Here is a 21,560-nt window from a genome sequence, read left to right on the forward strand (position 1 = left end):
GTATTTTCAGCCGATAACCACGCTGAAACGCAAAAATGCCAATCATATTTGATTGGCATTTTTCATTACATCAAGCTGAACATAAAACGATTGACTAATAACATTAGTTTAAGTTGTCTTGCTAACGGACTAATGCTTACTGACTGTATTTACTGACGTTGTTTACTGATCATTATCATTCGCTACATAGAGCTTTGTTAGATATTGCTTCGCGACATCGTCCCAGCTAAATCGCTGTTTGGCGGCATTATGCTTCACCTGTTGCCAAGTATCGCTGCCATATAACGCAAGAACTTGATTAACACGTTCAACCAGGGCTTGTCCTTGTGCAGCTAGCGTTTCACCATTAAACACCCAGCCGCTGACATTATCTGTAATCGTGTCGTTCAGTCCACCCACGCCATGAACCAAACAAGGTTGCCCTGCCCGCATTGCCAGCATTTGACTTATTCCGCATGGCTCAAATGAGCTTGGCATTAAAAATAAACTGCCCGATTGATAAAGTTGCTCAGACAATGCTTCATCATAACCGTGTAAAAATAAAAAGTTATCATAACGCGCAGCTGTAGCTTGCAGAACCTTAGCAATATGCAGATCACCACTACCAAGCAACATAAACACCCCGTTGGGTTGTTGTCGCTTTAATGATTCAAGTACCGCTTCTAGTACTGTTTTTGCTGAGGAAAGGCTTTTATCTATTTGCGTTGCACTATACGGTTGCAACAAAATCAACACTTTTTGCTCAGTTAACCGACCTACTGATGTCAGTAAAAACCGTTGCTTGTCATCATCAAACGTTTGGCTATTTACCTCTAACGATCGCAGATGCTCCGCCAATACAGCATGCTTATACTGACTCATTCGCGTGAGCGCAATGGTGTCTAATACACTGACATTATTGGCCTTTGCTTGCCATTTGATAATCGCGTTTTCTGCTTGGTGCAATAACCCTGCATATCCTGTTTGATGATCAACATCATTTAGGGGCTTATCATCATAAACGCAACCATTAATGATCCCAACGACATTACCTTGCAGCGCTTTAGTGGCTAAATCTAGCTCTAATCCTTCACCGCCAAAAAAGCCTTTATGATAATCCGATGGCATTAACACTTCGCGGGCATAACTGGGCGACACCAAGTGCACTTTATCACTCAGTACTATGCCCATTCGCATTGGATTAATGCAATTGTTGTAACGTGGATCAAATAAACTTACATCTGCAACTGTATTCAATTTATCCATGTACTGTGGAAACCAATGGGCAAACGATGAATCATCACCGCTGAAGGGGCGGATCCCCTGCAAAGCCAAATTATGGATAGTGAACACACAAGGCATCGCCTGCAATGCCGAGAACTCCGCCACGCAGCCGCGAAGCATCGCCACCATTGCGGTGTGCCAGTCATGCAGATGCAACACATCGAAACAAGGTAATAGCCTGTTGACAAGGCATGTGGCAACACTCAATGAAAACAAAGCAAACTTGGTCGCATCTTCGGCAAACGGTCTGTCGGCTGAACCATTACAGTAAACCTGACCTTGATGGTTAAACAGCGGATGATCGAATAGATAAATTTGGGCGCCAGTATTATCTTGCTCACCAATATCGACCATTTCGTCTTTGTTTTGCGGCCTAGGCATCCGATACACAGATACCACATGACGCTCACCCGCAAAATCAACTTCAACATCAGCCATATGTGCGGCACAATATTGTTGAGATAAAAAACCATAATTAGGCATAGCGACATCGGCTATCACGCTGCATTGGCCTAATGCGGGTGGCAAGTCGCGGATAACATCCGCCATGCCACCTACTTTAGCGCCGTGCAGTGCATCGTTTTCTGCTGCCACCAGCAGTACTCGCTTTACACTCACAAGAGTCATTTACGGTCCTTATTCGTAACCAACAGGTAAACCCAACATTTTACGAGTTACTAAGGTAATACCTTTTTCGGATACCCTAAAACCTCTTGCCCTGTCGTGATCTTGATTATAACCAATCACCATGCCTTCTGGGATGATACAACCCCGATCTAAAATGGCATTTTGGATTTTACAGTTCTTTAATACCACCACATCGGGTAATAATACCGAGTCTTTTACCGACGAATAAGAACATACCCGCACTTCATCAAACAACACGCTACGTTTAACTTTTGCGCCGGAGATAATACAACCACCGGACACAATAGAATCAACCGCCATACCGCGTCTATCTTCATCATCGAACACAAATTTAGCCGGAGGTAATTGTTCTTGATAGGTCCAAATAGGCCATTTGGCATCATACAAATTCAATGCCGGCGTAGGTGATAATAGCTCCATATTGGCTTGAAAAAATGAATCTAAGGTACCCACATCGCGCCAATAAGCAGGTTCGTCTGGAACTGCACTAGTAAAAGGAAACGCGAACACATTATGCTTTTCTATGATTGCCGGAATGATGTCTTTACCAAAGTCACGATCTGAGTTTTCGTTGTTCGAATCTTTTTTCAATTGATCGAACAAAAACTTGGTATTAAACACATAATTGCCCATCGAGGCTAAACACATTTCCGGATCGTTTGGTGTCGGTTTAGGCTCAGCCGGTTTTTCTTCAAAGCCAATCACCCGATTAGTGCTATCGACTTCCATTACCCCAAATGCCCCCGCAGCTTCGGCTATCGGCGTTTCTAAACAACACACGGTCATGTCGGCACCAGATTCTGCATGGGCGGCTAACAAGCCGGCATAATCCATGCGGTACACATGATCGCCAGATAGAATCATCACGTATTTAGGTATTTCATGGCGAATAATATCGATATTTTGAAACACGGCGTCTGCGGTACCTTGATACCAATTACCTGATGTTTGTTGCGACGCCGGTAATATCTCAACCGATTCACCCAATTCCTTCTTAAAGTGGCCCCAACCACGAGTAACATGCCGAATAAGTGAGTGTGATTTATATTGTGTCACCACTCCCACGCGACGAATTCCAGAGTTAATACAATTCGATAATGGGAAATCAATAATCCTGAATTTACCACCAAAATATAACGCCGGTTTAGCGCGCCAGTCGGTTAATTCGTACAACCGAGAACCACGACCACCCGCCAAAATAAGCGCATAGGTATCACGAGTTAAATTACTAATATAACGAACATTACTCATAAGCAGACTCCATTTGACTATCAAAGATAGCCATCAATAAATAAGCATTGATCTACGACTTACTTGTTAACTAAGCGGCATAACACCGCCATCCCTGTATTACTTTTTCATCCAGATTTCGTCGCGGTAACCCGCTATAGTGTTGTCGCTTGAAAAACGCCCGCTTGCGGCGGTGTTTCTAATACTCATTTTTTGCCAACTATCTTGATCAAGATAGGTTTTTGCCACCTGTTCTTGTGCCAAGCAATAACTGTCAAAATCGGCAGCGGTCATCCATTGGTCGTTAGGGTCGACAATCGAGGCAATAATGTTGTCGAAAATACCCGGTTCGACCAAATTGAAATGAGCGCTTTTGAGCATGTCCATCACCCCATGAAGGGCTTTAGAATGTTCAACGATGTGCTGAGGTTGATAATTCATTCGGGCTTGGCTTACTTGATTAGCATCTAAGCCAAATAAGAAAAAGTTCTCATCACCCACTTCTTCAAGCATTTCAATATTGGCACCATCTAATGTGCCGATAGTCAAAGCCCCATTCATCATGAATTTCATGTTGCCTGTACCTGAAGCTTCTTTACCTGCTGTTGATATTTGCTCAGATAAGTCGGTACCCGGACAAATTTTTTCCATCGCACTAACGTTATAGTTAGGCAGAAAAGCCATACGTAAATACGGCGTCACCAGTGGATCAGAATTGACCATATGGGCGACATTGCTTGCTAACTTAATGATTTGTTTTGCCATGGCATACCCTGGCGCAGCTTTGCCACCAATTAATACGCAACGGGGGACCATATCTTGAGTATCGCCATTTAAAATTCGACGATATAAATGAATAACATGCAAAATATTCAATAATTGGCGCTTGTATTCATGGATACGTTTTACTTGCACATCGAACATCATCAGAGGGTCAAATTCAACCCCACATTGCTGATGTACAAAAGTGGTTAACACTTGTTTATTCTCGAGTTTTATTTGCGCCCATTCCTTAACAAATGCTTTGTCACTGGTAAAAGCATTTAACGCGGTAAGGCGTGATAAATCGTTAATCCACTCATCGCCTAAGCGTCGGCAAATCAACTCAGATAACTTAGGATTACAATACGCGAGCCAACGCCTAGGGGTGACACCGTTGGTTTTGTTATTAAATTTGTGGGGCCACAGTTGATAGAAGTCATTGAATAACCCTTCTTTAAGCAACTGAGTATGTAACCCCGCCACACCATTAACCGAGAAACTGGCAACAATCGCTAAATATGCCATCCGTATTTGCTGCTCTGGGCCTTCTTCAATAATCGACATGTTGGCCAATTTTTGAATATCTGCGGGCCAATGATGAGCCACTTGTTCAAGATAACGTGCATTGATTTCGAAAATAATTTCGACAATTCGCGGCAACATATTTTTCATCATCGGCACAGACCAACGCTCTAGTGCTTCTGGCAATAAAGTATGATTGGTATACGCCATAGATTCACTGGTGATCGCCCAAGCGGTATCCCAACTCAAGCCATATTGATCAAGTAACAACCGCATTAACTCAGGTACTGCAATGCTCGGGTGAGTATCATTAAGTTGCAACACGTTATGAGTACTAAACTGGCTAAAGTCTTCACCAAATTGACCAACGTAACGGGCCAGCAAGTCTTGTAAGCTGGCAGACGACAAAAAGTACTGTTGTCTTAACCGCAATTCTTTGCCGTTAACACTCGAATCATTGGGGTACAACACCATGGTGATTTGTTCGGCTAGGTTTTTCGTCGCGACGGCTTCAGCATAATCACCTTCGTTAAACTCTGCTAAATCAAACTCGTCATTGGCTTCTGCCTTCCACAAGCGCAGCGTATTAATTCGGCCATTTTTAAATCCTGGGATCGGCACGTCATAAGGCACGGCCAGTACATTTTGAGTTTCCGCCCACACATGGTGTCGATGCCCTTGTTTATCGACATAGGTTTCGGTATGGCCAAAAAAGGGAACGGTCACAATACGATTGGCAATACGGACTTCCCATGGATTACCGTGTCGTAACCAACGGTCCGGACGCTCAACTTGGTAACCATCGACAATTTTTTGCACAAACATGCCATATTGATAACGAATACCGTAACCAGTAACCGACAAATCTAAACTGGCACAACTGTCGAGGAAGCACGCCGCAAGTCGTCCAAGCCCGCCATTGCCTAAGCCCGCATCTTGCTCAACTTGCTCAAGCTCTTCTAAACTAGTCGCGTATTCAGTCATGACTTGTTGCGCATCGGCGGTAATGTCTAAACTCAGTAATGCATTACCTAATGCTCGGCCCATCAAAAACTCTAACGACAAGTAAGCCACTTGTTTTTGTTGGTATTGATTATCTTTTATCCGTGTTTGACGCCAGTTATCCAGCATTTGCTCTTTAACACTTTGCGCCACGGCATTAAACAATTCATGTTTCTCATGTTCATCGCGACATAAACCATAACGAATATGTCTGGCTAACGAGGCTGCTAAACTGTCGCAAGGTTCACAAGGCTCTGCATGGGAACTGAGCTGATTATCTGCTGCGGTTTGTGTTGCGACTTTGGTTTTACTACTGGTCTTACTGTTAGTTTTAGCTCGACTGGCACGGGCAGTCGGTTTAGTCGCACTGGCGTTAGTTTTCGCTGTGGTCATCAATTGCTCCTTGTAAACTCGGTATGAAATAACATTAAACTACGGCTGATTAAATTGACTTGCTGACTGGCATCCACCACTGGCTCACTTTCTTGGGTATGCAATAAACAATGCCAATAACGAAAGTGAGGCAATTGCGGTAATGTAAAGGTATGTGGGGACTCATCGACATTGATCATCAACAATAAGGCTTCAGTACTTTCAGCAACGGCGCCAACATCGGCATCACCTAAATTACCGGTTAAAATAACGCTTAAGGTGCGGGTATGATGTTCACACCAATGTGATTTCGTCATCGCTTCACCTTGGCGGTTAAACCACGCTAAACCGTTATCGAATAATGCTTCTGGTTTATGAATAAATGCTTGATGACACAACATCGGAAAGCGTTTACGTAAGGTGATCAACTGAGCGGTAAAATTCACCAACGACCAATCTATTTGCTGCCAGTCGAACCAACCAATCGGATTGTCTTGGCAGTAGGCATTGTTATTACCTTGTTGAGTTTGGCTAGATTCATCGCCAGCCAATAGCATCGGCACCCCCTGAGATAGCAACAAGCACGTTAATAAATTGCGCTTTTGTCGGTTGCGAATGGCATTGATGGCGACATCGTCGCACTCGCCTTCTATGCCATAATTACTGCTACAGTTTTCTTGATGTCCATCGCGGTTGTCTTCACCGTTGGCCAAGTTATGACGATCGTCATAACTGACTACATCATGCAAACTGAAACCATCATGACTGGTGATAAAATTGATACTGGCTGCTGGCCCGCGACCGTTATGTTCAAAAAAGTCACTCGAACCATGAAATCGTTTAGCAAATTCAGGTAACAAACCACTGTCACCGCGCCAGAATTTGCGCATAGCATCACGGTAACGGTCATTCCATTCACTGAATGCCACGGGGTAATTGCCTAACTGATAACCACCAGGTCCAATGTCCCATGGCTCAGCAATCAATTTCACTTTACACAGCACAGGATCTTGAGTGATGGCGTCAAAAAATCCACTTCCTGGGTCAAAGCCATAGGCTTCTCGTCCAAGGCAACTGGCTAAATCAAATCTAAATCCATCCACGCCCATCACTTCAACCCAATAGCGCAGCGAATCCATTACCAGCATCAGTACTTGGGGATGATTAAGATTAAAGGTGTTACCACAACCGGTATCGTTAATGTTAAAACGCTTATCATTGGGTAATAAACGGTAGTAACTGGCATTGTCGATCCCGCGGAAACCATACGTTGGCCCTAAATGGTTACCTTCTGCAGTATGGTTAAATACCACATCCAAAATGACTTCAATGCCTGCTCGATGAAGTGTAGAAACCATCTGCCTAAATTCAGCAATGTCATCCGATGCAGACAAATAAGCGCTGTGCGGCGCCATAAAAGCAATACTGTTATATCCCCAATAGTTATTGAGGCCCTTTTCAATTAAAAATGGCTCATCAAAAAAACCATGCACGGGTAATAGCTCTATACAGGTTATGCCTAAGTTTTGTAAATAATCGATGATAGGTTGGCTCGCTAAACCTGCAAAGGTGCCTTGTTGCTCGCTGCTGACCTTGGGATGCTGTTGGGTAAACCCTTTTATATGGGTTTCAAATATAATGCTGCGCGCAAGGCTAATATTAAGCGGCTCAATTGGAATATCATTGACAAAGCCGCAATCAATAACCTGTGCTTTAGGCACATATGGCGCACTATCTTGGGTATCAAATGACAAATCTTCGTCCCTGGCTTCAATGTCATAACCATAAAGCGCAGGATGATATATCACCTCGCCCACCAGCTTTTTTGCATAGGGATCGAGTAACAATTTATGATGATTAAAGCGATGACCTAATTGAGGTTGATATGGGCCAAAGACACGATAACCATACAATAGCCCTGCTTGTGCATCAGCAAGATGACAGTGCCAAATTTGTCGAGTTTGATCGCTCATGATGTATTGCGCGACCTCAACGTCTCCAGTGGCATCAAAGATACACAATACGACTTGAGTGGCATGCGCCGAAAACAACGAAAAATTCACCCCGTTATCATCGAGTGTCGCCCCTAGTGGATAAGGATAACCGCTGGTCATATCCATAACATGCCCCTGTAAAGTTGAAACCATAGTGTCTGTACCCACTTATTCCGTCGACTCATCTAGCTTTCTGGTTCGTCAGTTCGTTCGTCCAGTTCTGGAGCCCAAATGCTGCAACCTAACGGAGGGACAGTAATGACAATACTGTGTGACATGCCCTGCCATGGCGTCGCTTGAACTTCACAGGGATTATCATTGACGACGTGACTGCCGCCATAGTGGCGATGGTCGCTGTTGAGCATTTCGCTGTAGCATTGCTCCGCAGGTACACCCACTCTGAAATCGTGATAAACCTGTGGAGACATGTTGACCACAATCACGACATGTTGTTGCTTATCCATGCCAAAACGACAAAATACTAAAATGTTATTTTCAGCATTGTTGCAGTCGAGCCATTGGAAACCGTCGCTATGATGATCTCGTTGATATAAGGCAGGATATTGTTGATAGCATTGATTGAGATCGCGCACCCAATCTTGCACACCTTGATGTGGTGCATAGGTTAATAAATGCCAGTCGAGGCTCTGGTTATGGTTCCATTCGTTGCGCTGGGCAAACTCGTTACCCATAAACAACAGTTTTTTGCCCGGATGGGTCCACATAAAGCCATAATAAGCGCGTAATGTGGCGAACTTCTGCCAGTCATCACCAGGAATTTTATGCAGTAACGAGCCCTTACCGTGAACCACTTCATCATGACTGAGTGACAAAATAAATTGTTCGGTAAAAGCATAAACTAAGCTAAAAGTGAGCTCTCCATGGTGATAACGCCTAAAAAGGGGATCGCAACTGATATAACGCAGTGTGTCGTTCATCCAGCCCATATTCCACTTAAAGCCGAATCCTAAGCCATTATTACTGGTGGCTTGTGTCACACCAGGCCATGCGGTGGACTCTTCAGCAATCATGTTAATACCAGGAAAACACTGATACATACGTGCGTTTAATTCTTGCAGAAAGCTGATTGCCTCAAGGTTTTCACGACCGCCAAACTCATTGGGGATCCATTGATCCGCTGTACGGCTATAATCGAGATAGAGCATTGACGACACAGCATCAAGGCGTAAGCCATCAAAATGAAATTCATCTAGCCAGTAATGCGCATTACTGTATAAAAAACTGCGCACTTCCGCGCGGCCATAGTTATAAATTAATGTATCCCAATCCGGATGTTCGCCTTTACGGGGATCGTCATGTTCATATAAGCAACTGCCGTCAAACCGTACCAAACCGTGAGGATCGCGAGGAAAATGAGCTGGCACCCAATCGAGTAACACCGCAATACCTTGCTGGTGGCATGCATCGATAAAAGCTTTAAGGCCATTGGCATCACCAAAGCGATACGTCGGCGCAAATAATCCCACGGGTTGATAACCCCAAGAGCCATCGAACGGATATTCACTGATTGGCATTAGCTGTAAATGGGTAAAGCCCATTTCTTTGATATAAGGCACCAACTCGGCTATCAACTGCGAGTAATCGGTATAATCTTGGCCGTCATCCCCGTTGCGGCGCCATGAGGCTAATTGCACCTCATAAATAGACATAGGTTGTACATGTGGCTGATGACTTGCCCGTTCTGTTAACCATTGACTATCTTGCCAGTCATAGCCTTCTACTCGAGGTATTTTCGACGCATTATTAGGTGACGGTTGCATGGCGACCGCATAAGGATCGGACTTAATAACTTGATTGCCATGCATATCGCTAATGGCATATTTATAGTGCTGATCGGGTTCAACCTCGGCAATGAAAATATCCCACAGCCCACTGGCTGGATGATGACGCAACACATGGCGCTTATTGTCCCATAAATTAAAATCACCAATCACCGCAACTTGCTTAGCATTTGGCGCCCAAACACAAAAATGAACCCCTTTTACATCGTGATGTTTACGCCAATTAGCGCCTTGAAAATGGTATGTTTGCAGCTGGCTTCCTTCGCCAAATAAATACACATCGTCAGGATCGAGTAGACTGTCAAATTGATATGGGTCGGTGATAAGCTGCTCACACAACGGATATTGCACCCGTAATAGATAAGCAAAATGGTTAACTCTGCGGCCCATTTTACCGGCAAATAAACCTTGTTCATTCACTTGCTCAAGCGTCGCCACTTTACGTCGATCTTTAGCATTCAACACATCAACACTGAGCGCACCAGGTATTAAGCAACGAACAACCAGCGCTTTATCATCATTAACACTGTGCATACCAAGCAGTGAAAACACATCGGTGTACTCACCATTTAATAAGGCCATTTCACTACCTTGTTGAAAATACGGGGTCGCTACTGTCATATTTAATGATCCATTAATGAGCAAGTTTATCGGATGACTATGTGTTTACTGCACTTGTGTTAACTGCACTGGCGTGAGTTCGGGACTTTCGCGCCGATGCTATCGCTTCAAGACGTTGCTGCACTTTAGGGCTTTGGGACATTTGTTTGATAGACAGGGGTAATCGGCGTTGCCAATTAGGGAACTCTTTCCAAGTACCGGGAATATTTACCCCGTGTTTATCAGCGACTAAATCACTTAATTGCACACTAAATAGTTGTGCATTGCCCTTAGCAGCAACGCGGATCCAAGCCAACAACACACTATCAAAATCTAATTGTTCGGCTAATGTCATGGGGGTTGGTAGCTCAAATGCTTGTTCGCGGATAAGCAAGTCAATCAATTGCTGTTTTTCTTGCTGACGCTGGTCCATGACCTGATGTAACTTGTCATCGGTTTCAATCAATTCAAGTTGACGTCGTAGGCGTAAATCCGCAGCAAACCACCACGCAGAAAGTGTCGGTACATCGTGATTAGCCAACATCATCAGGCTTTGACGTTTATAGTCTTGTGGTGGTTTAAACCCATTATGGTCTTTACAGAAATAAAATAATTCATTTGATAAAATGCCCGCTTGGTGTAAACACGACACAATCTCTGGTGGTACTATGCCTAAATCTTCGCCAATCACGATGCAACGAGCACGCTGGCTTTCTAAACAAACAATGGCGAGCAAGGTGTCCAGCGGATAATATACATAGCAACCTTTACCAAGTTCTTCATGCAGAGGCCACCACCACAAACGTAGTAATCCCATAACATGATCAATTCTCAGCGCGCCGCAGCTTTGCATATTACTGCGAACCAATTGGATGAAATGGCTAAAATTATGCTGCTTTAATTTCACGGGGTCGAATGGGGTTAAGCCCCAATTTTGGCCTTGCTCAGCAAAAGGATCTGGTGGTGCGCCGATACTGGCGTTATCACAAAACAAATCTGCATTGGCACTAATTTCAGCGCCATGACTCACCGCACCTACGGCCAAATCACGAATAAGCCCAATACTCATACCGCATTGTTTTGCATTCAACTGACAAGCTTGTAATTGTTCATCGGCGACAAATTGCAAATACATATAAAAGCCAACATCTTGAGTGAAGTATTTAGATGCTAATTCCACTTCGACGGTAACAAACTGCATCAACGCAGCTTCATCTTGTACAACAAACTCTTTATAGGCCTTGTATCTTGGGGTTTCTAGCTTGATGTGGTGAGAACAAAATATTTGATACATTTTCTCGAATGCTGCGTATTTAAGACTGTGCACCTCATCGTAATTAATAAGATGTGCTTGATTTAGTACTAACCTTTTTTGCTGCCATTTTTGTGATGATAACTCCCCATTAAGGGCTTTATATTCATGAACGGCTTCAATTTGTATGTACAAGGGGTTTAACCGACGGCGGTCTGTTGGACTGTATGGACTGGGGTTATCTGGCTGGCTTATGTCTACTGCATGTAATGGATTGAGAAGAATAAAATCAGCACCAGCATGGGCAGCATACTCAATAAGCTCAGCTAAATTGCCAAAATCACCAATGCCCCATTGCGCATCATTACGCAATGCATACAGTTGCGCATTAAGCCCCCAAGATTGCTTACTGCTGTTAAGTGGTTGCACTAAGCGACCTTGATAAGCCGTAGACGGTGCAACCATCAACTGTCCATGTAAGGTATCTTTATGCTGAGGATCGTTAATAAACGCTAAATCGAGTTGGTGATAACCTAAATGTAATTTAGCTTTATCAAGCATTAAACGATATTGGCAATAACGTTGATCATTAATATGATATTCGCCAGCAATAACACAATCACTCACATCGGCATTCACCGAAATTGTGTCAATATTTTCACCGCTGATGGTCACCACAAACTCAGATGAATAATGCTCTGGCAGATAGACATCAACATGAGGCTTATCAATAGTACACCACTGAAAACCATGTAGCGGTACCAACCAAGGCTGTACATCGAGTTGCTCTATTCTGGCGTCTATCTTTGGTGGTGATAAATGCTGCTGAGTAAAAGCCTGTACATCGAATAGTTGCTGGCCAGGCTTATTCATACCATGAAGGTGCTCATGTTGATCAAACGACGATTGCAACAACATTGTGGTTAAAATTCCCTGCCTGTCCTTAGCAGGTATGTGAACAAGATTACCGAAACAATCGATAAACTCTGCCCCAACGCCTTGCAAATATAGCAACTTCTCTAGTCCCATATTTGTCTTCCTCGCGATAATTAACTGCATTAATTCCAGCAGTTACCATGCCAGTTCATCATAACAAATTGACGACAGATTAATTGCAGTAAGATGACAATGGCTATTCATTAAAAATCATATAGTTACTAAAGAAAGGTTAAGATTGTATTGCTCGTTTAATACGCTTGTTTTAAGTTTGTTTTTTGCACAAAAATAGTGCACAACAATCAAATCAGTGCATATTATCTATGGATTTCAAGTGGAAGCGCCTTAAAAAGAGGCAGTTGATATCATTGCTATTATGATTTTGTATTGCCAATAGCTTAAGTCTTAAAACTGCTCTGACTCAATTACCCTATGTAGATGTTTAAGCCTTATAACGCCACGGTTAACAGTGATGCTTGTTACTGAAATAGAATAGCCAATTAATACTTCTGTTATGCTAGCTGTATCGCTATTGTCAGCGGTGGGGTGATAATCTCTTCGTTCCAAAGTACCACGCAGGGTTGATTCCAGATCACAACATCCCTTGTCATTAACAGGATACACACGTAATAAATGAATAAACACGAATTCACTTTGCGCTACAACTTACATTGTTTGCGTTCGACAATTGCTTCTGCGCCCCCGTCGTACCTTGGCCGCGAAGCCGCGGTATTAATCCCTGTGATCGAAATAGAGCAACAATTACATATTATTTTAACCCGACGTCCGATGCATTTACGTCACCATCCTGGGCAAATTAGCTTTCCTGGCGGCAAAGTTGAGCCAAATGATATTAATGCCATCCACACCGCGCTGCGCGAAGCTCACGAAGAAATTGGCTTATTGGCAGATAATGTTGATATTTTAGGTGTGTTTCCAGCTCATAAAACCTTTACCGGTTTCGAGATCACCCCTGTCGTGGCAATAGTAAAGCAGCCATTTGAACTGGTACTCGACCCCGGTGAAGTGGATGATTGTTTCTCAGTACCATTGAATTTTTTTATTGAGCGCAGTAACCGTCATAAAATGTTTCATTATCGCCACGGCGCACATTATCAAGTGCATTTTATGCCATTTGAAGACAAATTTATTTGGGGGGTAACGGCAGCCATCATAGATTTACTGTGCCACCATATAGCAGATAACTAATCACTGTAGGCGCATGACGTAAAAAGCCAATTGATGGTTGATTAGCTTAGAACTATTGTTCCAAGCATCATCAGCGTTATTTTACACCACGTAACGAATATACAAACCTGCTGCGAGTGATACCAAAAACAACAATGGAATATTGACCCAAAAACCAATTCGAGTGGTGGCTTTTGCATAAAAGTTTACCAGCAGATTCAAAAAGCTGACCCCAGCACACCACCATATTAAGTATTCTAATTTAATGGTTAACTCAGGGTCCCAGTTTAATCGTACCGATGCCCCTTTACTCAAAAAATAACCTACCGCACGATCAGGTCTGGCTTCGCCAAAAATAATCAATGCATAAATGGCTAAGCTCCAGCCTAATAATGACAAAACGGTCAATACAACCTGTATAATTCCTAAACGAGACATGGCCTTTCCTTGGTTTACGAGAGAATATAAAGGCTAATTAGCCATATATTTAACCGACATACTCAAAAGTATCACATTAATCACCCTAGAATAGCGTTTTCAGCTTGAGAAAAGCCACCAGCAAGGTAAGATAAACCCCAATTTTATATTTATATTCTATACGTTGGAGAATAAAGCAACAATGAGCATTGCATCTGTCGCTTCTGTATTTAAAGGTGAACACGCCGTTGGTTCGCAAGTCACTGTCCGTGGCTGGGTAAGAACTCGTCGTGATTCAAAAGCGGGTATCTCTTTCTTGGCCGTGTATGACGGTTCATGTTTCGACCCTATTCAAGGTGTCTTGCCTAATAGCCTAGCCAATTACAATGACGATGTATTGAAATTGACTGCTGGCTGCTCTGTCGTAATGACGGGTGAAGTAGTTGCCTCTCCTGGCGCTGGTCAAGCATTTGAATTACAAGTCACTGAAATAGTGGTTACGGGTTTTGTAGACGATCCAGATACTTACCCAATGTCGGCCAAACGCCACTCTATTGAGCATTTACGTGAACTTGCCCATCTACGCCCACGTACTAACATTATTGGTGCAGTAGCCCGTGTACGTAACTGTTTATCGCAAGCGATTCACCGCTTCTATCACCAAGAAGGATTTATCTGGGTATCTACCCCGTTAATTACCGCTTCTGATTGTGAAGGTGCGGGCGAAATGTTCCGCGTGTCGACCTTAGACATGGAAAATCTACCTCGCACAGCAGACGGTAAAGTCGATTACGATAAAGATTTTTTCGGTAAAGAATCATTTTTAACCGTGTCGGGTCAGTTAAACGCTGAAACTTATGCTTGTGCGTTATCGAAAGTATATACTTTCGGCCCAACGTTCCGTGCTGAAAACTCAAACACCACTCGCCACCTTGCAGAATTCTGGATGGTTGAGCCTGAAGTGGCATTCGCAACGTTAGATGATGCGGCTGAGTTAGCGGAAAGAATGCTTAAATTCGCGTTTAGCGCAGTGCTTGAAGAACGCATGGATGATTTAAACTTCTTTAACGAACGTGTTGATAAAACCGTTATCGAACGTTTACAAGCATTCGTTAGCAGTGATTTTGCTCAAGTGGATTACACTGATGCGGTTGAAATCCTTAAAAACTGTGGTAAGAAGTTTGAATTCGCAGTTGAATGGGGTATTGATTTACAATCTGAGCACGAACGCTACTTAGCTGAAGAGCATTTTAAAGCGCCTGTTGTCGTTAAGAACTACCCGAAAGACATTAAAGCTTTCTATATGCGCTTAAACGATGATGGCAAGACTGTCGCAGCAATGGACGTATTGGCACCAGGTATTGGTGAGATTATCGGTGGTGCACAGCGTGAAGAGCGTTTAGACGTGCTTGATATGCGTTTAGCTGAAATGGATTTAAGCCAAGAAGATTACTGGTGGTATCGTGACCTACGTCGTTATGGCACCGTACCTCATTCAGGTTTTGGTTTAGGTTTCGAGCGTTTAGTGTCGTATGTTACTGGCGTTAACAACATTCGTGATGTTATCCCATTCCCACGCGCCCCACGTTCAGCCAGTTTCTAATTATCTCGATAATATGAAATGACATAAACGCGCCATTTGGCGCGTTTTTTATTAGCTTTACCATATGGTTTTTAGGATATTTCAGTATCAGTATTTTAATTTATAGTGTTCAAACTGACTAAATCCATAGATTTATTAGAGAGAGATCTGATAACAATGCAATGAAAATGACACATATTATATGACACGTTATTCTATACATATTGCAAGCTGTAGCACTTATTAAGTCAAAGGTATTTCTATGAATATAAAGTTCTCAATTAAGAGAATGCTCCAAATTACCATTATGCTAACGTTAACTGCGTTGACACTATTAGCTTGGGTTATGAGTGTTCAGCAATCACGTATACATGTAAATGTTAAACATGAAGAACAACAAGTTAATGCCATATTTGCCTTAAAAGATACTCGTTATTTTGTCGTGCAAATACAGCAATTTCTAACAGATGTCGGTGCAACAAAAAGTGATGAAGCAAAGTCAGAAGCACTCGAAAGTAAGCAAAGCGCCCTAGAACATATTGAAAAATTGATTCAATATGCTCCTGAATTTACCGTTCAGGCACAAAACATTAAACGCCAAGTTAATTCATTACATGATTCAGGCATAAAAATGGCTGATGCCTATTTGACTCAAGGAACTGATGCCGGCAATTTATTAATGAAAAGCGCTGGTGGTTTTGATGATGCGGCTGGCGATTTAGCTGATAACTTAGATCTATTGGCTCAAAAACTCGATCAGCAATTTATACTCACCGTTAATGAAACTCTCAGGGCAACCACTACCGCTGCTAGAGTGCAATTATGGGGAAGCATTGGCATAGGATTGTTTATTGTGATCATTATGATAGTGCTATACCAACGTATTTTAACACCACTTAAAAAACTTGATGATTCAATGCGCAATGTGGCCTCTGGCGCCAAAGATTTAACCGCAAGGTTAGATGATAGCAGTGATGATGAAATTGCCAAAGTTGCCGCCAGTTTTAATGCGTTTGTTGGTAATATTGGCGAATTAATTACTGACTTTAATCATAATACCCAACAATTAGGTACAGCAAGCGACCAATTAACTTCGGCTAGTAACGAAACGTTGAGTGGGATGCAACGACTACAAAGTGAAACTGAACAAGTCGCTACCGCTATGAATCAAATGCAAGCCACCGTCATTGAAGTTGCCAATAATGCAGAGTTAGCCGCTCAAGCAGCTCAAGAATCTGATGCACAAGCACTGCATGGTGACAACATTGTCAAGAAAACGATTACTTCGATTGATCATCTTGCTAAAGGGGTTGAACAAGCCGCTAATGCACTCTATCAATTGCAAAAAGATGCCGATAATATTGGCACTATCTTAGAAGTCATTCGAGGCATTGCAGATCAAACCAACTTACTGGCTCTGAATGCTGCGATTGAGGCTGCGCGTGCAGGAGAGCAAGGACGAGGTTTTGCTGTTGTCGCTGATGAAGTGCGCACCCTAGCAAAACGAACTCAAGATTCGACTAACCAAATTCAGCAAATGATTGGCCAATTACAATCAGGCGTAAAAGGAGCCGTGACAGTAATGGCATCGAGTCGAGAGCAAGCCATTAACAGTACGGAGCAAGCGGCGCAAGCTGGTGATGCGCTAACCAAAATTACTCAGTCTGTGGCGACAATAGCCAATATGGCGACTCAAATAGCGACCGCAGCAGAAGAACAAACTGCAGTAAGCGATGAAATTAATCGTAATATTGTCAATATTAGCGATGAAGCTCGTTTGACAGTGACCAATGCCCAGCAATCAAATACTGCCAGTATCCAAGTTGGTCAGTTATCACAACAGTTAAGAGCTCAAATTGGTCAATTTAAAATCAATTAACTGACGCTACAATGTCATCTAGAGAACATTCTCAGCCAGTTTTTCATATTTTCATTGATAAACTGGCTATCTATTTTCACCTAAAATTATATTTTTCAGTAAATTAACTGTTTACAATGATCAGGTCACGTAAATGTTTGACGTCATCACGCACGGCAGCAGCTTGTTCAAACTCTAGGTTCTTAGCGTGTTCATGCATTTGTTTTTCCAATTTATCAATTTGATGACTCAAATCGGCAATACTGGTGTATTTCGCTCGCTCTTCTGCCACTTCAGCAAATTTAGAGTGATTTTTACGAGTACCTTTACTGAAGTTAGTGTCACCTACATCCATTACATCGGTAATACTCTTCACTACTCCACGAGGCACAATACCGAGTTTAAGGTTATGTAGGTGTTGCTTTTCACGGCGACGCTCTGTTTCCCCCATGGCTTTAGCCATTGAGTTTGTTATTCGGTCCGCATATAGAATAACTTTACCGTTAACGTTACGAGCAGCACGGCCGATGGTCTGAATAAGTGATCTCTCTGAACGTAAAAAGCCTTCTTTGTCTGCATCTAAAATGCACACTAATGACACTTCAGGCAGATCTAGCCCTTCACGTAATAAGTTAATGCCAATCAGTACGTCAAAACGTCCCAAGCGTAAATCACGAATAATTTCAACTCGTTCAACGGTATCAATGTCCGAATGTAAATAACGAACTTTAACCCCATGCTCGTCAAGGTATTCACTCAGATCTTCAGACATCCGTTTAGTTAATGTGGTCACCAGCACACGCTCATTAACCGCCACGCGTTTGTGGATCTCAGACAAAAGATCGTCAACTTGAATGCCCACAGGCCGAACTTCCAATACAGGATCGAGTAATCCGGTTGGCCTTACAACCTGCTCAGCAATCTCGCCGGTACTTTTTTCAAGCTCGTATAAACTAGGTGTAGCTGAAACAAAAATGGTTTGCGGCATTAATCGTTCAAACTCTTCAAACATTAACGGCCGATTATCTAGTGCTGATGGTAATCGAAATCCATACTCTACTAAGTTCATTTTCCTGCTTCTATCACCTTTGTACATAGCGCCAATTTGCGGTACCGTCACATGTGACTCATCAATAATCAGTAGACCATCTGCAGGTAAATAATCTAATAATGTTGGTGGACCTTCTCCAGGCGATCTGCCTGATAAATATCGAGAGTAGTTTTCAATCCCGGAGCAATATCCTAGCTCGACCATCATTTCTATGTCGTATTGAACTCGCTCAGTGATCCGCTGAGCTTCAATCAATTTATTGTTATCGAGTAGATATTGACGACGTTCTCTGAGTTCTTCTTTAATATCTTCAGTTGCCGCTAAAATTTTCTCTCTTGGTGTCACATAATGCGTTTTGGGATAAATGGTGGCACGCGCTATTCGTTTGTTAATCTGTCCGGTCAAGGGATCAAACTCACTTAAGCGTTCTATTTCGTCGTCAAATAATTCTATTCGAATGGCTTCGCGTTCAGATTCTGCTGGAAAAATATCTATCACTTCACCGCGAACTCGATATGTCCCGCGTTGTAACTCAATGTCATTGCGTTTGTATTGTAATTCACTGAGCCGAATGAGGATGTCACGTTGGCCCATAAAATCGCCTTGACGCAAATGCAATAACATCTTCATATAAGAATCAGGATCGCCTAAACCATATATGGCTGACACTGAAGCAATAAGCACCACATCTTTACGCTCTAATAACGCTTTAGTGGCCGATAAACGCATTTGCTCGATGTGGGCATTCACCGATGCATCTTTTTCAATAAAGGTATTAGAAGCGGGTACATAAGCTTCTGGTTGATAGTAATCATAATAAGAAACAAAATATTCAACCGCATTATGCGGAAAAAACTCTTTCATTTCGCCATAGAGTTGCGCGGCAAGTGTTTTGTTAGGCGCCATAATAATGGTTGGCCTGCCCATTTGCTTAATCACATTCGCGATAGTATAGGTTTTACCTGACCCTGTTACGCCTAATAACGTTTGGCTAGCAACGCCAGACTCTAAGCCATCTACTAATTTTTTTATTGCTGTAGGTTGATCGCCGGCGGGTTCGAATTTGGACTCTAGGGAAAATACTGACTCTGACACAACATGGTTTCCTATTCTATTGAACCAATTATCATATACCTAAACACAGGTTAATGGCGATACATAATAGTACTAAACCTCTGGTGTTTTTACTTGAGGCAGTAACTATATTGAAGGAAAAATTGCAGAATATTATTTAATATTGGTGTGTTTCATGCAGATCATTATCTGTCACTTGGTTCTTCAATATGACAGCATAATGATCGTAATATGAAAGTTATAAACAAATCGATTCGATCAGTATTTAAGGCCAAAAATGCGCTAAAAATCGAGCTTAAAGCACAATTTAATACACAATCTACTATTCAAAGAGATTACAATTTTGCAATTGACAGAACAGTGAAAAAATAAAGTTGTTGATTTTTGTATCTGCTTGATTAAAAACAACTTAACTTATCGCTAAATATTTGTACCAATTTAAGTCCGACTCAAGCGCAACAAGGGCTAGCCGCTTATTTACAGTAGAAGTCCACAAGTTTATCCACAGATTTAGTGGATAAGTCACAAAAGCCCAATACTACTGCGGGGTAGCGAGCAAGTGAGTTTCATAAAAACGTAAGAAAATTGTGATGAAATTTAATTACATTTGCACATTAATACGAAAGATAGCGACAATAGTTCAGTTGCTGTTTTAAATTTGTAGTCGCCTCATATATTAGCAACGCCTTGAACACCGATCAACATTGCGATCAGTGAACGCTGACGCTAGTACACATTCAACAAATATCACCTCCCTCGTATCGCTAAACATGGTTGACTCAGCCGAAGCTATGGCTGGTGAATATTAGCCATACTCAAATTGATTATTTTCAGCCACGTCTGAGTATTTAGTGATAACTGCACTATAGAACTCATCAAGGTGTCGACAATATAGTTATAATGCCACTGGTGATAGCTGGGTAATCTCAACGGCTAAAAACAACAATGTACAACAATGTACAACAATGTATTATCGGTTTAAAAGCTCGTTTGCGCTATGTATCGATGCTTTGCTGAGTTAAATATCATCAACATACTTTGACTCAAGAAGCTGTCGATAAAAACATAACTCAATCTCATAACTCAATCTCATAAGATCAACCTTAATTTAGGATAATAAAGAATTATCACATCACAAAGTTTGCACTATCAGTTTGCTTAAAGTGACATTGACTTGCAATAAGCCCCCTTTTCACATGTAAAATCAGCTTAATGAGTGCAACAAATAGTAAGTTTGATATTGCTGACTTGCCATAAATCCGTTTTTACCGATCTATACAATCTCTGTATCCCGAATTGAACTTATATCAACACGGTTTTCAGTTCCGCCATAAAACCACACCGACGAGATAGCCGAAAAAACACAACGATAGACATCAAAAACATGATGTATACAAAAATATTGTCTTTATAATCGTGGAAATGAATGTTGTGAGTAAGTGATTCATTTTGTTTTCATTGTTTAAAAATCGACACAAATGCCCAAAAGTCGTTCACGATGTGTGTTTGGTAACCAATTAGTCACATAAATGCGTTTTTTTTTATAACTCGAGTTGACTCAGTTACCAGAGCGTTTTACTATGCGCTCCGTTCTCAGCAATACATTGCTAAAAACGCTTCCCCAGTAGTTCAGTTGGTAGAACGGCGGACTGTTAATCCGTATGTCACTGGTTCGAGTCCAGTCTGGGGAGCCAATTTAGTATGCAGAGTTGAGATGTAAGCGTAATTCCCCAATAGTTCAGTTGGTAGAACGGCGGACTGTTAATCCGTATGTCACTGGTTCGAGTCCAGTTTGGGGAGCCATCGTTTACTGTTATCGAAATAATTCCCCAATAGTTCAGTTGGTAGAACGGCGGACTGTTAATCCGTATGTCACTGGTTCAAGTCCAGTTTGGGGAGCCATCGAGATAACACATTTGAAATAATACGCTTCCCCAATAGTTCAGTTGGTAGAACGGCGGACTGTTAATCCGTATGTCACTGGTTCGAGTCCAGTTTGGGGAGCCA

At 42.3% G+C, this 21,560-nt stretch carries 11 protein-coding genes and 4 tRNA genes; 7 read left to right on the forward strand and 8 right to left on the reverse strand.

Going from position 1 to position 21,560, the window contains the following annotated elements:
• Window positions 1-162: 162 nt before the first annotated feature.
• From AAEY98_RS17760 to malQ, 6 genes are all read right to left on the reverse strand, one after another.
• Complete coding sequence (locus AAEY98_RS17760) at window positions 163-1,890, reverse strand: glycogen synthase (RefSeq protein ID WP_351018538.1); 1,728 nt, start codon at window positions 1,888-1,890, stop codon at window positions 163-165.
• Between the two features lie 9 nt (window positions 1,891-1,899).
• Window positions 1,900-3,162, reverse strand: a complete 1,263-nt coding sequence (gene glgC, locus AAEY98_RS17765; RefSeq protein WP_101087050.1) for a glucose-1-phosphate adenylyltransferase — start codon at window positions 3,160-3,162, stop codon at window positions 1,900-1,902.
• 99 nt (window positions 3,163-3,261) lie between these two features.
• Window positions 3,262-5,820: a glycogen/starch/alpha-glucan phosphorylase gene (locus AAEY98_RS17770; RefSeq protein ID WP_351018541.1), complete on the reverse strand. Its 2,559-nt coding sequence runs from the start codon at window positions 5,818-5,820 to the stop codon at window positions 3,262-3,264.
• Window positions 5,820-7,919, reverse strand: coding sequence for a glycogen debranching protein GlgX (gene glgX / locus AAEY98_RS17775; protein WP_351018544.1), 2,100 nt, complete (start codon window positions 7,917-7,919; stop codon window positions 5,820-5,822). Before glgX ends, AAEY98_RS17770 begins: the two co-directional genes overlap by 1 nt.
• A 59-nt stretch (window positions 7,920-7,978) precedes the next feature.
• The gene (gene glgB, locus AAEY98_RS17780) at window positions 7,979-10,216 is read right to left on the reverse strand and encodes a 1,4-alpha-glucan branching protein GlgB (RefSeq protein ID WP_351018547.1); all 2,238 of its coding nucleotides are present in this window, start codon (window positions 10,214-10,216) and stop codon (window positions 7,979-7,981) included.
• Between the two features lie 37 nt (window positions 10,217-10,253).
• Window positions 10,254-12,476: a 4-alpha-glucanotransferase gene (gene malQ / locus AAEY98_RS17785; RefSeq protein ID WP_335692014.1), complete on the reverse strand. Its 2,223-nt coding sequence runs from the start codon at window positions 12,474-12,476 to the stop codon at window positions 10,254-10,256.
• A 540-nt stretch (window positions 12,477-13,016) separates the two neighbouring features.
• Here malQ and AAEY98_RS17790 point away from each other — a divergent pair.
• Complete coding sequence (locus AAEY98_RS17790) at window positions 13,017-13,592, forward strand: CoA pyrophosphatase (RefSeq protein ID WP_335692015.1); 576 nt, start codon at window positions 13,017-13,019, stop codon at window positions 13,590-13,592.
• An 81-nt stretch (window positions 13,593-13,673) separates the two neighbouring features.
• On the opposite strand, the gene AAEY98_RS17795 is transcribed toward AAEY98_RS17790, so the two are convergent.
• Window positions 13,674-14,009 carry a hypothetical protein gene (locus AAEY98_RS17795; protein ID WP_011637624.1) on the reverse strand — a complete coding sequence of 112 codons (336 nt, stop codon included), beginning with the start codon at window positions 14,007-14,009 and terminating at the stop codon, window positions 13,674-13,676.
• 181 nt (window positions 14,010-14,190) lie between these two features.
• On the opposite strand from AAEY98_RS17795, the gene asnS reads away from it, so the two are divergent.
• Entirely contained in the window at window positions 14,191-15,591 is a 1,401-nt protein-coding gene (asnS, locus tag AAEY98_RS17800; protein WP_101087044.1) for an asparagine--tRNA ligase, read from the forward strand.
• A 241-nt stretch (window positions 15,592-15,832) separates the two neighbouring features.
• Window positions 15,833-17,449, forward strand: coding sequence for a methyl-accepting chemotaxis protein (locus tag AAEY98_RS17805; RefSeq protein WP_101087041.1), 1,617 nt, complete (start codon window positions 15,833-15,835; stop codon window positions 17,447-17,449).
• 103 nt (window positions 17,450-17,552) lie between these two features.
• Here the strand turns inward: AAEY98_RS17805 and uvrB are convergent, their stop codons facing one another.
• A complete protein-coding gene (gene uvrB / locus AAEY98_RS17810) occupies window positions 17,553-19,574 on the reverse strand; it encodes an excinuclease ABC subunit UvrB (protein WP_192115015.1) in 2,022 nt (673 codons plus the stop codon).
• A gap of 1,597 nt (window positions 19,575-21,171) precedes the next feature.
• Here uvrB and AAEY98_RS17815 point away from each other — a divergent pair.
• From AAEY98_RS17815 to AAEY98_RS17830, 4 genes are all read left to right on the forward strand, one after another.
• Window positions 21,172-21,247, forward strand: a tRNA-Asn gene (locus tag AAEY98_RS17815).
• Between the two features lie 33 nt (window positions 21,248-21,280).
• Window positions 21,281-21,356: transfer RNA gene (locus tag AAEY98_RS17820), tRNA-Asn, on the forward strand.
• Between the two features lie 23 nt (window positions 21,357-21,379).
• Window positions 21,380-21,455 (forward strand) — tRNA-Asn (locus AAEY98_RS17825).
• A gap of 29 nt (window positions 21,456-21,484) precedes the next feature.
• Window positions 21,485-21,560 (forward strand) — tRNA-Asn (locus AAEY98_RS17830).

The organism is Shewanella sp. AC91-MNA-CIBAN-0169 (genome assembly GCF_040310165.1).
Classification (GTDB): domain Bacteria; phylum Pseudomonadota; class Gammaproteobacteria; order Enterobacterales; family Shewanellaceae; genus Shewanella.

Bases quoted from the DNA above. Each gene is read 5' to 3' on its own strand.
- AAEY98_RS17760 (WP_351018538.1), bottom strand. From the start codon at position 1,890: ATGACTCTTGTGAGTGTAAAGCGAGTACTGCTGGTGGCAGCAGAAAAC.
- glgC (WP_101087050.1), bottom strand. From the start codon at position 3,162: ATGAGTAATGTTCGTTATATTAGTAATTTAACTCGTGATACCTATGCG.
- AAEY98_RS17770 (WP_351018541.1), bottom strand. From the start codon at position 5,820: ATGACCACAGCGAAAACTAACGCCAGTGCGACTAAACCGACTGCCCGT.
- glgX (WP_351018544.1), bottom strand. From the start codon at position 7,919: ATGGATATGACCAGCGGTTATCCTTATCCACTAGGGGCGACACTCGAT.
- glgB (WP_351018547.1), bottom strand. From the start codon at position 10,216: ATGACAGTAGCGACCCCGTATTTTCAACAAGGTAGTGAAATGGCCTTA.
- malQ (WP_335692014.1), bottom strand. From the start codon at position 12,476: ATGGGACTAGAGAAGTTGCTATATTTGCAAGGCGTTGGGGCAGAGTTT.
- AAEY98_RS17790 (WP_335692015.1), top strand. From the start codon at position 13,017: ATGAATAAACACGAATTCACTTTGCGCTACAACTTACATTGTTTGCGT.
- AAEY98_RS17795 (WP_011637624.1), bottom strand. From the start codon at position 14,009: ATGTCTCGTTTAGGAATTATACAGGTTGTATTGACCGTTTTGTCATTA.
- asnS (WP_101087044.1), top strand. From the start codon at position 14,191: ATGAGCATTGCATCTGTCGCTTCTGTATTTAAAGGTGAACACGCCGTT.
- AAEY98_RS17805 (WP_101087041.1), top strand. From the start codon at position 15,833: ATGAATATAAAGTTCTCAATTAAGAGAATGCTCCAAATTACCATTATG.